Origin of the sequence: Sphingomonas sp. SORGH_AS_0789 (genome assembly GCF_031453055.1) — a bacterium.
Taxonomy (GTDB): Bacteria; Pseudomonadota; Alphaproteobacteria; order Sphingomonadales; family Sphingomonadaceae; genus Sphingomonas.
In genome coordinates this window covers 3,217,011-3,230,467 of record NZ_JAVIYV010000001.1, presented here as the reverse complement: position 1 = coordinate 3,230,467, position 13,457 = coordinate 3,217,011, and the positions used below count along the sequence as shown (strand labels likewise).

At 67.5% G+C, this 13,457-nt stretch carries 13 protein-coding genes; 7 read left to right on the top strand and 6 right to left on the bottom strand.

Annotation, left to right across the window (positions count from 1 at the left end):
- Positions 1-37 precede the first annotated feature (37 nt).
- Genes QE360_RS14810 through QE360_RS14795 form a run of 4 tightly spaced genes read left to right on the top strand, consistent with a single transcriptional unit; the run spans position 38 to position 5,591 of the window.
- The gene (locus QE360_RS14810; protein ID WP_309702689.1) at positions 38-1,297 is read left to right on the top strand and encodes a heavy-metal-associated domain-containing protein; all 1,260 of its coding nucleotides are present in this window, start codon (positions 38-40) and stop codon (positions 1,295-1,297) included.
- Positions 1,294-1,902, top strand: coding sequence for a chromosomal replication initiator DnaA (locus QE360_RS14805; protein ID WP_307098758.1), 609 nt, complete (start codon positions 1,294-1,296; stop codon positions 1,900-1,902). The genes QE360_RS14810 and QE360_RS14805 overlap by 4 nt, the downstream gene beginning before the upstream one ends.
- Positions 1,903-1,926: 24 nt before the next feature.
- Positions 1,927-4,092, top strand: coding sequence for an RNA degradosome polyphosphate kinase (locus QE360_RS14800; RefSeq protein WP_373424612.1), 2,166 nt, complete (start codon positions 1,927-1,929; stop codon positions 4,090-4,092).
- Positions 4,093-4,109: 17 nt separating this feature from the next.
- A complete protein-coding gene (locus tag QE360_RS14795) occupies positions 4,110-5,591 on the top strand; it encodes a Ppx/GppA family phosphatase (RefSeq protein WP_309702687.1) in 1,482 nt (493 codons plus the stop codon).
- Here QE360_RS14795 and QE360_RS14790 read toward each other — a convergent pair.
- Both QE360_RS14790 and rnd read right to left on the bottom strand, forming a co-directional pair.
- Positions 5,569-5,871, bottom strand: a complete 303-nt coding sequence (locus QE360_RS14790) for an I78 family peptidase inhibitor (protein ID WP_309702685.1) — start codon at positions 5,869-5,871, stop codon at positions 5,569-5,571. The genes QE360_RS14795 and QE360_RS14790 overlap by 23 nt on opposite strands.
- A complete protein-coding gene (gene rnd / locus QE360_RS14785; protein ID WP_309702683.1) occupies positions 5,868-7,046 on the bottom strand; it encodes a ribonuclease D in 1,179 nt (392 codons plus the stop codon). Before rnd ends, QE360_RS14790 begins: the two co-directional genes overlap by 4 nt.
- Positions 7,047-7,195: 149 nt before the next feature.
- Here rnd and aspS point away from each other — a divergent pair, with 149 nt between their 5' ends.
- Positions 7,196-9,010, top strand: a complete 1,815-nt coding sequence (gene aspS / locus QE360_RS14780) for an aspartate--tRNA ligase (RefSeq protein ID WP_307098767.1) — start codon at positions 7,196-7,198, stop codon at positions 9,008-9,010.
- Positions 9,011-9,105: 95 nt separating this feature from the next.
- Here aspS and QE360_RS14775 read toward each other — a convergent pair whose 3' ends face one another.
- Entirely contained in the window at positions 9,106-9,756 is a 651-nt protein-coding gene (locus QE360_RS14775; protein ID WP_309702680.1) for a carbonic anhydrase, read from the bottom strand.
- Positions 9,757-9,909: 153 nt separating this feature from the next.
- On the opposite strand from QE360_RS14775, the gene lipA reads away from it, so the two are divergent.
- Both lipA and QE360_RS14765 read left to right on the top strand, forming a co-directional pair.
- On the top strand, positions 9,910-10,833 hold the full coding sequence (gene lipA / locus QE360_RS14770; protein WP_307104519.1) for a lipoyl synthase: 924 nt from the start codon (positions 9,910-9,912) through the stop codon (positions 10,831-10,833).
- Positions 10,833-11,291 (top strand): type II toxin-antitoxin system RatA family toxin, encoded by a 459-nt coding sequence (locus QE360_RS14765; protein ID WP_309702678.1) that lies wholly within the window; start codon positions 10,833-10,835, stop codon positions 11,289-11,291. Before lipA ends, QE360_RS14765 begins: the two co-directional genes overlap by 1 nt.
- Here QE360_RS14765 and QE360_RS14760 read toward each other — a convergent pair.
- The 3 genes from QE360_RS14760 to QE360_RS14750 are packed head-to-tail and all read right to left on the bottom strand — an operon-like array spanning position 11,252 to position 13,439.
- Entirely contained in the window at positions 11,252-11,752 is a 501-nt protein-coding gene (locus QE360_RS14760) for a CinA family protein (protein WP_309702676.1), read from the bottom strand. The genes QE360_RS14765 and QE360_RS14760 overlap by 40 nt on opposite strands.
- The gene (locus QE360_RS14755; protein ID WP_309702674.1) at positions 11,752-12,282 is read right to left on the bottom strand and encodes a hypothetical protein; all 531 of its coding nucleotides are present in this window, start codon (positions 12,280-12,282) and stop codon (positions 11,752-11,754) included. Before QE360_RS14755 ends, QE360_RS14760 begins: the two co-directional genes overlap by 1 nt.
- Complete coding sequence (locus tag QE360_RS14750; RefSeq protein ID WP_309702673.1) at positions 12,279-13,439, bottom strand: bifunctional 2-C-methyl-D-erythritol 4-phosphate cytidylyltransferase/2-C-methyl-D-erythritol 2,4-cyclodiphosphate synthase; 1,161 nt, start codon at positions 13,437-13,439, stop codon at positions 12,279-12,281. Before QE360_RS14750 ends, QE360_RS14755 begins: the two co-directional genes overlap by 4 nt.
- Positions 13,440-13,457: the final 18 nt, after the last annotated feature.

Genomic DNA, 13,457 nt, shown 5'->3' with positions numbered 1-13,457 from the left:
GCTTGGATTTCCACGCCTGCTTCGCCAAAAGGCCGCGATGCGTTTGCGATTGCCCTCATTGATGTATGGCCTGACCGCCCTTGTCGCGGTGGGCGCAGGGGGCGGTGCGGTCCTGGCCCAGATCGAAGGACAGGATCGCGGCGTCGCGCCCGTCGACAGCGGCGGGGCCTATGAAGTCACCGGCGTGACGGTCGACGTGTCGGGCAGCACGGCGGAGGCCGCGCGGCTCGGCGGCTGGCGAATCGCGCAGCGAAAGGCCTGGGCGATGCTGGCGCAGCGGCTGGGGCGTGGCGGCGTCGGCGCGTCCGACGGCCTGCTCGATTCGCTCGTCTCGGGCATCGTGGTGGAAAATGAGGAGATCGGGCCGACCCGCTATGTCGCGCGGCTGGGGGTCCTGTTCGATCGGGTGCGGGCTGCCTCGGTGTTGGGCGTGTCGGCCTATGCCGATCGCTCGCCGCCGATGCTGGTCATGCCCCTTCAGATTTCGGGCGGCAGCGCGCAGATGTTCGAGAGCCGGACGCCGTGGCAGCTGGCCTGGGCGCGGTTCCGGACGGGCAATAGCAGCATCGACTATATCCGTCCCTCCGGCACCGGCATGGATCCGTTGCTGCTGAATGCGGGACAGATCGGTCGCCGGTCGCGTGGCTGGTGGCGGACGATCCTCGACCAATATGGCGCATCGGACATCCTGATCCCGGTCGTCCGCCTCTATCGCCAGTGGCCCGGCGGGCCGGTGATCGGCGTCTTCGAGGCACGGCACGGCCCCGACAATGTCCTGCTCGGCACGGTCACGTTGCGCGTCGGCAGCACCGATGCGCTGCCGCAACTGCTCGATACCGGCGTGGCGCGGCTCGATGGCCTGTACCAGCGTGCGCTGGCGGGCGGGACGCTTCACCCCGATTCGACACTCGCGCCGCCGCCCAAGCCGGAGGTGCCGATCACCGACGACAGCATGGGCGGCGACGAACCCGTCGCCGGCCTCGATAGCGCCATCGCCCCGTCGGGCGCGGGGATATCGGTCACGCTGCAATATGATGCGCCCAGTGCCAGCGCGGTCGCCAATGCCGAAAGCCTCGTACGCGGCATTCCGGGGGTCGTGCGGGCCGCCACCACCAGCCTGGCGCTGGGGGGCGTGTCGTTGATGGGCGTGACCTATGACGGCGACCCCGAGCAGCTTCGCCGCGCGCTGGAACAGCGCGGCTATCAGGTTTCAGGGTCCGGCACGACGCTTCGCATTCGTCGCGCCCCCCAAGTCCAGGCGCCTGCGCCTCCATCGGATAATGTGATCACCGGATGAACCAAATGGCGCTTCCGCTGGAATGGCCAGCGGACCCCTTGTCGGACGCGTTCCTGCTGACCGATTCCAACCGGCTTGCCGCGCGCATGCTGGAGCAATGGGAAAAATGGCCGACCATGGCCGCGATCCTGACCGGCCCGCGCAAGTCGGGGCGGTCGCTGCTGGCGCGCATCTTCGCCGCGCGCAGCGGCGGTACGATCATCGACGATGCCGAGCGCGTGCCCGAGGTCCAGATCTTCCATGCCTGGAACACGGCGCAGGCCGAACGCCGACCGCTGGTCATCGTCGCCGACGCCGCGCCGCCGCGCTGGGCGGTCAAGCTGCCCGACCTGCGGTCGCGGCTCGCCAATAGCAGCCTGGCCGAAATCGGAGCACCCGACGACGAGCTGGTTGCCGCCCTGTTCGAGCTGCTGTTCCAGCGGCGCGGCCTCGATGCGCGGCCCGATCTGATCGAATGGCTGACCGCGCGGATCGAGCGTAGTCACCTTTCTGTCATCCGCGCGGTGGATATGCTGGATCAGGGGGCGATGGAACGGCGCGCGCGCTTATCGATTGCCCTTGCACGTTCCACCCTGATCGGGGCCGGTCTGATCGCCGAGCCCTGAGCCCCGCGAACCAAGCGAGAAACGATGACCCGGCCTGCCCATATCGCGCAAATGTCCGAACCGGACGACGATCATGTCACGCGGGAGCCGAACGGGCGCTATTTCAATCGCGAGCTGTCCTGGCTGGCCTTCAACCGGCGCGTGCTGGAAGAAGCGTGCAACACCGCGCATCCGCTGCTCGAGCGGCTTCGCTTCCTGTCCATCTCAGGCTCGAACCTCGATGAATTCTTCATGGTCCGCGTTGCGGGCCTGAAGGGGCAGCAGGCGCAGGACGTCGAGCAGCGCTCGGTCGACGGGCTGACGCCGGGACAGCAGCTGAACGAGATCGTCGCCGAGGCGGACCGGCTGATGGCCAGCCAGCAGGAGGTCTGGGGCGACCTGCGCAACCTGCTCGACGCGGCGGGCATTTTCGTGTTGCGCCGCGATGCGATCGATGCCGAGGCCAGCGCCTGGCTGGAGGGGCATGTCCGCGACCAGATCTTCCCGATCCTGACCCCCCAGGCGCTCGATCCTGCGCACCCCTTTCCGTTCATCCCGAACAAGGGGCTGTCGATGATCTTCGACCTGACCCGCGTGTCGGACAAGGCGCCGATCCGCGAGCTGGTGATGATCCCTGCGACGATGCCGCGCTTTGTCCGTCTTCCGGGCGAGGGGACGCGCTATGTGTCGATCGAGACGATCCTGCGCCGCTTTTCGGGATTGCTGTTCCCCGGCTATGTCGTCAACGGCGCGGCGACCTTCCGCGTCCTGCGCGACAGCGATATCGAGATCGAGGAGGAGGCCGAGGATCTGGTCCGCTATTTCGCCAATGCGATCAAGCGGCGGCGGCGCGGGCGTGTCATCCGGCTGGAGCTGGAGACGGGGATGCCCGACGAACTGGCCGACGTGCTGCGCGACGAACTGGGCGGCACGGATGCGATCATCACCGAGAGCGGGAATCTGCTCGGCATCGGCGATCTCGACATGCTGGTCGATGCGGATCGGCCGGACCTGAAATTCCCGCCCTATACGCCGCGCTTTCCCGAACGGATCCGCGAGTTCGCGGGCGACTGCTTCGCCGCGATCAAGGCCAAGGACATCGTCGTCCACCATCCGTATGAGACGTTCGAGGCGGTCATCGCCTTTCTGAAGCAGGCGGCGGTCGACCCGGATGTGGTGGCGATCAAGCAGACCCTCTACCGCGCGGGCAAGCAGTCGGCGGTCATCAACGCCCTGATCGCGGCGGCCGAGGCGGGCAAGTCGGTGACCGCGATCGTCGAGCTGAAGGCGCGCTTTGACGAGGAGCAGAATCTCTACTGGGCCTCCGCGCTGGAGCGGGCGGGCGTCCAAGTCGTCTATGGCTTCATCGACTGGAAGACGCATGCCAAGGTGTCGATGGTCGTCCGGCGCGAGGGCGGCGACTTCCGCACCTACTGCCATTTCGGCACGGGCAATTATCACCCCGTCACCGCGCGCATCTATACCGATCTCAGCTTCTTCACTGCCGACCCAGCCATCGGGCGCGATGCGGCGCAGATGTTCAACTACATCACCGGCTATGTCGAACCCGTGGCGATGAACCGGGTCAGCCTGTCGCCGCGCGACCTGCGGCACAATCTGATGGCGCTGGTCGATGCCGAGATCGCCCATGCCCGCGCGGGCCGAAAGGGCAGCATCTGGGCCAAGATGAACTCGCTGGTCGATCCGCTGATCATCGAAAAGCTGTACGAGGCGAGCGGTGCGGGCGTCGAGATCGACCTGATCGTGCGCGGCATCTGCTGCCTGCGCCCCGGCGTCCCCGGCCTGTCGGATCATATCCGGGTGAAATCGGTCGTCGGCCGCTTTCTGGAGCATAGCCGCATCTGGGCGTTCGGCGACGGCAAGGCGCTGCCCCATGACGCGGCCAAACTCTTCATTTCCTCGGCCGACTGGATGCCCCGCAACTTCGACCGGCGGGTCGAATATATGCTGCCCATCCTAAATCCGACCGTCCACGATCAGATCCTCGACCAGGTCATGGTCGCCAACCTGCTCGACAACGAACAGAGCTGGGAACTGGAGCCGGATGGCCGCTATGTCCGTGACGAACCGGGCGATCGCCCCTTCAACCTGCATCGGTATTTCATGACCAATCCTTCGCTTTCGGGGCGCGGCGCCGCGCTCGACACCAGCAAGGCGGTGCCCACCCTGTCGCTCCGGCGGCAGCGCTGACCGGGGGCGGCGGAACCATGGCAGCAATCCGCGCGCCGCGTACGGCGATCATCGACATCGGCTCGAACTCGGTCCGTCTCGTCGTCTATCAGGGCCCGTCGCGCCTGCCCGCGATCCTGTTCAACGAGAAGGTGATGGCGGGCCTCGGCCGGGGCCTCGCCGCCACGGGGGCGATCGACCCGGTCGCGCTGGGCAAGGCGCGGGTGGCGCTGGCGCGCTTCGCCAGCTTGGCGCGGGAGATGGGGGTGAGCAGCCTGCGCACCGTGGCGACGGCGGCGGTGCGCGACGCCGCCAATGGGCAGGAACTGATCGACTGCGCCGAGTCGCTAGGTCTTGAGGTCGAGCTGCTATCGGGCGAGCAGGAGGCCAAGGGGGCGGGCGAGGGGGTCTTGTCCGCCATTCCCGATGCCGACGGGATCGTCGGCGATCTGGGCGGAGGCAGCCTGGAACTCGTGCGGGTGCGGGACGGCGGGGTCGAGGACCGGGTGTCCTTTCCGCTCGGCGTGCTGCGTATCCCGGCGCTGCGCGAACGCGGCGGCAAGGCATTCGAGCGGCAGATCGGGCGGCTGATCGAGGAGGCGGGATGGGAAGGCCGCGGTCGGGGCCTGCCCTTCTATCTCGTCGGCGGATCGTGGCGGGCGCTGGCGCGGCTCGACATGACGCTGGCCGAATATCCGCTGCCGATCATCCATCACTATGAACTGACGCCGACCGACATAGCGAGGCTGTCGCGGACCATCCCGCATCTGTCCAAGGCGCGGTTGCGCGACGTGAAGGGCCTGTCGTCCAGCCGTGCCTCGACGCTCGGCGATGCGACCGCGCTGCTGAGCGTCCTCCTCAAGCATCTGGGCAGCAGTACGACCGTGGTGTCCGCCTATGGCCTGCGCGAAGGGCTGCTCTACGGCAATCTGGATGCCCGCACCCGCGCCCAGGATCCGTTGATCGTGGCGGCGCGTGAGGAGGGGCGGTTGCTCGGGCGCTTTCCCGAACATGGCGACCTGCTCGAAAGCTGGATCGCCCCGCTGTTCGCAGGGGAAGCCGCCGCCGAGGCGCGGCTTCGTCACGCCGCCTGCTTGCTCGCCGATGTGGGCTGGCGCGCCAATCCGGAATTTCGGGCCGAACGCGGGGTGGAGATCGCGCTCCACGGCAACTGGGTCGGGATCGACGCGACGGGGCGCGCCATGCTGGCCCAGGCGCTGCACACGAGTCTGGGCGGAGGGCTGGACGTGCCGGCACCGCTCGCCGAACTGGCGACCCCGGCACAGCTGAAGCTGGCGACCAGCTGGGGACTGGCGATCCGGCTGGGCCAGCGGCTTAGCGGCGGCCTGGGGGGGCCGTTGGAGCGGACCAGCCTCGTTCTGGGAACGACCAGCCTGGGCCTCGCGATGCTGGACGACGACCGGGGCTTTTACGGCGAGGCGGTCGAGCGCCGCCATGCCGCGCTCGCCGCCGCGCTGGGGCGGACGGCGACGCGGGTCAGCCGCACCGAATCCGCGTGATCCGTCCCTCGGCATCGGTTTCCAGGTTCAGCCGGTCGGTGCGATAGTCCATCGTGACCGCATCGCCCGGCGCGATCACCCGCAGGGTCCGCGCGCCGGTGCGCTTCAGCACGTCGGCCCGCATCACCTCGGCCCAGCGCTTGCCGATCAGGTCGGCGACGCGGGCCTCGCCGCACTGCATCGGTAGTTCCGCCATCTGCTCGCCGCGCGACGGCGGCGTTCCGGTCGGGGTACAGGCACCGATCGCCATCAGCACGACGAGTACCACGGCCCGGTTCATGCCACCGGATCCTCGGTCCGGACCATCTTCAGCTTGCCGCCCTTGACGACGAAGCCGGTGCGTCCCTCGACCAGATCGAGCGCGTCGCGCCCGAACTGCTCGAACCGCCAGCCATCGAGCACCGACAGGCCGCTGCGAACCCCCGCCGCCAGCATCTCCAGATCGTCCGACCGGGCGAGCAGGCGCGGCGCCACGTCGATGTCGCGCGCGCGGATCTTGAGCAGCAGCTTGAGCAGATCGGCGACCAGCGCGCCCTCGCGCCCCAGCCCCGGCTTGCGATCGTCGCGCGCGGGCAGTTCGTCGGCGTCGAGCGGCGTCGCCGCCTCCAGCGCCTCCATCAGGCGATGACCGATGTCGTTGCCCGCCCAGGTGGCGGAAAGCCCGCGCACCTTGGCGAGATCGGCCTGCTTGCGCGGCGGATGCCCGGCCAGGTCGGCCAGCGTCTCGTCCTTGACGATGCGGCCGCGCGGCAGGTCCTTGGCCTGCGCCTCCAGTTCGCGCCAGCGGGCGAGCGCCTTCAGACGGCCGAGCATGTCGGGCTTGCGACCCGACACGCGGACGCGCTTCCACGCGCTGTCGGGATCGTTGGCGTAATGCGTGGGTTCGGCCAGCCGCTCCATCTCCTGGTCCAGCCATGCGCCGCGCCCGGTCTTGCGCAGCCGTTCCAGCATCTTCGGGAAGATGGCGGAGAGATGGGTCACGTCACCGATCGCATAATCGACCTGGCGCTGGTCGAGCGGGCGGCGCGACCAGTCGGTGAAGCGCGCGCCCTTGTCGATCGGGATGCCGAGCCAGCTGTCGACCAGGTTGGAATAGCCGATCTGCTCGCCCTGGCCCAGCGCCATGGCCGCGATCTGGGTGTCGAACAGGGGGTGGGGGGTCTTTCCGGTCAGGTTGTAGATGATCTCGATATCCTGCCCACCGGCATGGAAGACCTTCAGAACCTCGTCATTGTTGACCAGCAGGTCGAGCAGCGGCGTCATGTCCAGACCCGGCGCCTTGGGGTCGATCGCGGCGGCCTCTTCGGTGTCGGCGATCTGGATAAGGCACAGCTCCGGCCAATAGGTGCTTTCGCGCATGAACTCGGTATCGACCGTGATGAAGTCGGCTTGCGAGAGGCGGGCGCAGAGATTGGCGAGCGTGGCGCTGTCGGTAATCAACGGATGAACGTGCATCGCATGCACATAGCCGCACGCGCGCGGGTTGACAAAGAGGAACGCGCAGGTGCCCCTTCGGCATGTCGAGCGGGCACTGGGGGATTGACAAAACAGGGGTGGGCGGGGAAGCGGCGTCACTTTCCCCAGACGTTCAGAGAATGCTCGCCATGCACGCCTATCGTACTCATACCTGTGCCGCGCTGACGGCCGACGCCGTGGGCCAGACGGTCCGCCTGTCCGGCTGGGTCCATCGCAAGCGCGACCATGGCGGCGTCCTCTTCGTCGATCTGCGCGACCATTATGGCATCACCCAGATCGTCGCGGACAGCGACACCCCCGCGCTTGCCATCCTGGAGGCGGTGCGCGTCGAGTCGGTCGTGACCATCGACGGCGTGGTGAAGGCGCGCTCGGCGGGCACGGTCAACGCCAATCTGGCGACCGGCGAGATCGAGGTCTTCGCGCGCGGCGCCACCGTGCTGTCGGCCGCCGAGGAACTGCCGATGCCGGTGGCGGGCGAGCAGGAATATCCCGAGGATATCCGCCTGCGCTATCGCTTCCTCGACCTGCGTCGCGAGACGCTGCACGCCAATATCGTGCGTCGGACCCAGGTCATCTCCGACATGCGGCGTCGCATGGAGACGGCGGGCTTCACCGAATATTCGACCCCGATCCTGACCGCCTCCTCGCCCGAGGGCGCGCGCGACTTTTTGGTGCCCAGCCGCATCCATCCGGGCAAGTTCTACGCGCTGCCGCAGGCGCCGCAGCAGTATAAGCAGTTGCTGATGGTCGCCGGGTTCGACCGCTATTTCCAGATTGCGCCCTGCTTCCGCGACGAGGACCCGCGTGCCGACCGCCTGCCGGGCGAATTCTACCAGCTCGACCTGGAAATGAGCTTCGTCACCCAGGAAGAGGTGTGGGAGACGATGGAGCCGGTGATCGGCGGCATCTTCGAGAAGTTCGCCGATGGCCGCACCGTCACCCCCACGGGCGAGTTCCCGCGCATTCCCTATTCGGAGTCGATGCTGAAATATGGCAACGACAAGCCCGACCTGCGCAACCCGCTGATCATCACCGACGTCTCCGAGCATTTCACGACGTCGGGCTTCGGCCTGTTCGAGAAGATCGTCGGTTCGGGCGGCGTGGTGCGCGCGATCCCGGCGCCCAAGACCGCCGAGAAGAGCCGCAAGTTCTTCGACGAGATGAACGAATGGGCACGTGCCGAGGGTCATGCGGGTCTAGGCTATGTCACCCGCAAGGGCGGCGAGTTCGGCGGTCCGATCGCCAAGAACCACGGCACCGAGGGCATGGAGGCGATCTATGCCGCGCTGGGCCTGGGCCCGGATGACGGCCTGTTCTTCGCGGCGGGCAAGGTCGATGCGGCCGCCAAGCTGGCCGGCCTCGCCCGCACCCGCGTCGCCGAGCAGCTCGGCCTGATCGAGGAGGGGGCGTTCCGCCTCTGCTGGATCGTCGACTTCCCCTTCTATGAGTGGGACGAGGACGAGAAGAAGGTCGAGTTCGCGCACAACCCCTTCTCGATGCCGCAGGGTGGCATGGAGGCGCTGACCACCGCCGATCCGCTGTCGCTCAAGGCCTATCAGTACGACTTGGTCTGCAACGGCTTCGAGATCGCGTCGGGTTCGATCCGAAACCAGTCGCCCGAACTGATGGTCGCCGCGTTCGAGAAGGTCGGCCTGTCCAAGGCGGATGTCGAGGAGCGTTTCGGCGGTCTCTACCGCGCGTTCCAGTATGGCGCGCCGCCGCATGGCGGCATGGCCGCTGGCGTCGACCGGATCGTGATGCTGATCTGCGGCGCGCAGAATCTGCGCGAAATCTCGCTGTTCCCGATGAACCAGCGTGCCGAGGACCTGCTGATGGGCGCGCCAAGCCTGCCCAGCAACAAGCAGATGCGCGAGCTGTCGCTGCGCTCGACCGCCGAGCCGAAGAAGGACGTGGATCAGGTCGTCGCCGCTTCGGCGGGCTGATCCCGCCTGACGGGCACAGAAAAAGGGCGGGCGCCGGATGCGGCGTCCGCCCTTTTTTCGTGTCGTGTCCGGGCCGAGGGCCCGGACCGGCTCTCTCAGGCCGCGACCAGCGACGGGGAGGCGGGCTTGAACTCGCTGCTCTCGTCCATCAGGTGCAGCACGCCGTCGGCGATCGCGAAATAAGCGCCGCGCAGGGTCAGCTTGCCCGCCTCCTCACGCTTGGTGACGAAGGGGAAGGTGCGCAGATTGGCGATCGAGGTGCGAACCGACTCGAGCTCCATCTCGCGCATCGCGTCCGGGCTGTCGCCATGCTTGGCGATGACCTTTTCACGCGCACCGTCGAGCAGGTTCACCCAGTCGGAGATGAAGCCGCCTTCGCCCTGCGGGGCATGGGCGAAGCCCTGGGTCAGCGCGGCCTTGCAGCCGCCGCATGCGCCGTGGCCCATGACGACGACGTCGGTCACTTCCAGCTGCGTCACCGCGAATTCCAGTGCAGCCGACACGCCGTGATGCCCGCCGCCCGTCTCGAACGGGGGAACCAGGTTGGCGACGTTGCGCACGACGAAGATCTCACCGGGCAGCGTGTCGAAGATCTGGGCCGGATCGACGCGGCTGTCCGAGCAGGCGATCACCATCACCTTGGGGCTCTGGCCTTCCTTCAGTTCGGCCCAGCGGTCGCGCTGGCGACGCCAATCGGAGGTCCGAAAGCGCTGATAGCCATCCACGAGGTCGTTAAAGTCGGTCATTGCTCTCTCTTATCCAGTTAAGGAAGCCACGCTATAGCAGGCGAACCCGGGCATGGCCGTTTCGGTTCCATATCAAAATGTGTCTGTCCACGGATATCGCGCTGCGTGTCAGCGGGCATTGTGTCCGACCGGCTGCATCGCTATTTCGCGGGCATGAACGAGTTGACACCGTTGGCCGCGCCCGCGCGCGCGCGCAAGCCCGACTGGATCCGCGTCAAGGCACCGACGAGCGCCGGTTTCGCCGCGACCCGCGAGCTGATGCGCGCCAAGAGCCTGACGACCGTCTGCGAAGAGGCGGCCTGCCCCAATATCGGGGAATGCTGGTCGAAAAAGCATGCGACCGTCATGATCCTGGGCGACACCTGCACCCGCGCCTGCGCCTTCTGCAACGTCAAGACCGGCATGCCGCGCAAGGTCGATGCGATGGAGCCGCAGAATGTCGCCGATGCAGCGGCGCAGATGGGCCTGAAGCACATCGTCGTCACCTCGGTCGACCGCGACGACCTGCCCGATGGCGGCGCATCGCAATTCGTGAAGGTCATCCAGGCGCTGCGCCGCACGACCCCCGATACGACCATCGAAATCTTGACGCCCGATTTCCGCAACAAGGCGCAGGCCGCGATCGAGTCGATCGTCGAGGCGCGGCCCGACGTGTATAACCACAATCTGGAAACGGTGCCCCGGCTTTACCCGACGATCCGTCCCGGCGCGCGCTATTACGCCTCGCTGCGGCTGTTGGAGAGCGTGAAGCGCCACGATCCGTCGATCTTCACCAAGTCGGGCGTCATGCTGGGGCTGGGCGAAGAGCGGCTGGAAGTCCATCAGGTGATGGACGACATGCGTTCGGCCGACATCGATTTCCTGACCATGGGCCAGTATCTCCAGCCGACGCCGCGCCATGCCAAGGTTGCCGAGTTCGTCACGCCCAAGGCGTTCGACGCCTATGCCTCGATCGCCCGCGCCAAGGGCTTCCTGCTGGTCGCCAGCTCGCCTTTGACGCGGTCCAGCTATCATGCGGGTGACGATTTCGAACGGCTGCGGACCGCGCGCGAGGCGAAGCTGGCCAGCGCCCGGTAATGCCCAAGCATAGCGAAACACGGCATCTGCCCTATACGCCGGAGCAGATGTTCGACCTGGTCGCCGACGTCGCGCGCTATCCGGAATTCCTGCCCTGGGTTTCGGCGATGCGCGTGCGGTCGGACTCGGCCAGCGAGACGGTGGCGGACATGATCGTCGGCTTCAAGGGCCTGCGCGAGACCTTCACCAGCCGCGTCACCAAGGCGCGGCCGGAGGCGATCGATGTCGAGTATCTCGACGGGCCGCTCAAATATCTGCGCAACAACTGGCGCTTCCGGCCCGAGGAGCAGGGTTGCGCGGTCGACTTCACCGTCGACTTCGCCTTCAAGAACCGGGTGTTCGAGATGCTGGCGGGGCAGGTGTTCGGCACCGCGCTCCGCCGCATGATCGGCGCGTTCGAGGACCGCGCCGCCAGACTTTACGGCAACAGCAGCTCCAACGCCAACAGCGCCGCCTGAAGCCGGATCGCGCCGCGGCCGATTTCGCCGAATTCATGCCGCTCGGCCTTGATCTCTTCAGGGTCGCCATCGCGAAGCGCCTGGGCGAAGACGACCGTGCCAACCGGCTTCTTCGCCGTGCCGCCGCCGGGCCCTGCCACGCCGGTGATCGCAACGGCGATATCGGCCTCGCTCGCCGCCAGCGCACCCTGCGCCATCGCCCAGGCGGTGGCGGTCGACACCGCGCCGAACGTGTCGATCATGTCCGGGCTGACGTTCAGCAGCTTGATCTTGGCCTGGTTGGAATAGGTGACGAAACCCGCCTCGACCACGTCGGACGAGCCCGGAATTTCGGTCAGCGCGGCCGATACCAGGCCGCCAGTGCAGCTCTCGGCCAGCGCGACTCGGCGGCCGATCGCCCGGTTGGCGACGACGACACGCTCGGCCAGCGTGACCAGTTCGGGAGGAAGAAGCACGTCCATCAGCGGTTTCCGTTGGGGCAGAGGGGCAGGTCGGGCACGGCAACCTGCCGTCCGCGCGCCTTTTCGCTTTTGAGATATTGCAGCGCGGTGACGATCACCGCCGCCATGTTGCGCGGGGGCAGGGGAGCGAGCTGCGTCACCAGCCGGTCAATCGTCCCGCAATCCTCCAGCCCGATCCGCCCGACGATGAACGGGACGAGCAGGGAGGTCAGAAGCGGCCGGGCATAGTCGGACTGGAGCAGCGTATCCACGGTCGGATCGGACAGCTTGACGATCGCGGCGCGCGCGGTCGGCCATGCCTGATCGGCCGAGGCCTCGTATTTGGAGATGAGGGTGCCGTTGCCGCGGATCAGGCTGTTGGCGGGCAGTCGCGCGCCGCAGACCCGGCCGGTTTCGCGCAAAATATCCGGCATGGCGACCAGGGTCATCGCCTCGGCCTCGGGCGGTGTGATGCAGGCCCGCTGCTGCGCCATCGCCGCCTCCGGGGCGATAAGCGAGGCCAGCGCGGCGATCAGCGCCAGCCGCTTCACGCCGCCGCCCCGCCCGGCAGACGAACGGTCGCCACCGCCTGCGTCGCAATGCCTTCGCCACGTCCGGTAAAGCCCAGCCGCTCGGTGGTCGTGGCCTTCAGGCTGACCCGGTCTTGGTCGATACCGAGCAGTTCGGCGATCCGCGCGACCATTGCGGCGCGATGCGGCCCGATCTTGGGGGCTTCGCAGATGATCGTCAGGTCGACGAAATCGATCCGACCGCCCTTGTCGGCGATCAGCTTGGCGGCATGTTGCAGGAACTGCCCCGACTCGGCGCCCTTCCATTGCGGATCGCTGGGCGGGAAATGCGTGCCGATATCCCCGGCCGCGATCGTCCCGAACAACGCGTCGGTCAGCGCATGAAGCGCGACATCGGCGTCGCTATGTCCCGACAGGCCCTGATGGTGTGGGATCAACACCCCGCCCAGCCACAATTCCTCGCCGTCTTCCAGCCGGTGGACGTCATAGCCCATGGCCGTCCGGGTTTCCCAGGTCAGGCGCATGTCCGCGCCGGTCAGGTCGTCGGGATAGGTGATTTTCTCGAGCATGGCATCGCCCTGCACCAAAGCGACGCGTCCGCCAAGCCGTCGTACCATTTGCGCATCGTCGGTCGCCTCCGCATCGGCCGGCCAGGCGGCATGTGCGGCGACTACCGCCTGCAGGTGGAAGCCCTGCGGCGTCTGCACCCGAACGACGCCGTCACGCGGTACGATCTCCCCCAGCACCGCATCCCTGTCGCGCGCCAGCGTGTCCGCCACCGGCAGGACCGGCATCGCGCCATCGGCCGATGCCATGCCCGCCAGCACCCGGTCGATCACCCCGGCCGAGAGGTAGGGGCGGGCGGCGTCGTGGATCAGCACCTGCTCCACCCCCGCCAGCGCCAGGTGCCGCAAGCCCCGCGCCACCGATTCGCGCCGCGACGCACCGCCCGGCTCCACCCAGCCGCCCGGCAGGATGGCGCGGGCTTGGTCCAGCCGATCCTCCGCCACCACGGTCAGCACCATGTCGATGGCGGGATGCGCAAGAAAGGCGTCATGGCTCCAGCACAGCATCGGCCGCCCGCCGAGATCGCGGAACTGCTTCGGCACGCCGCCGCCCATCCGGCTGCCGCCACCCGCCGCGACGATCAGCGCGGCGATCTTTGCTTTCTGGCTCATGGCGACGTCGCCTAGCGG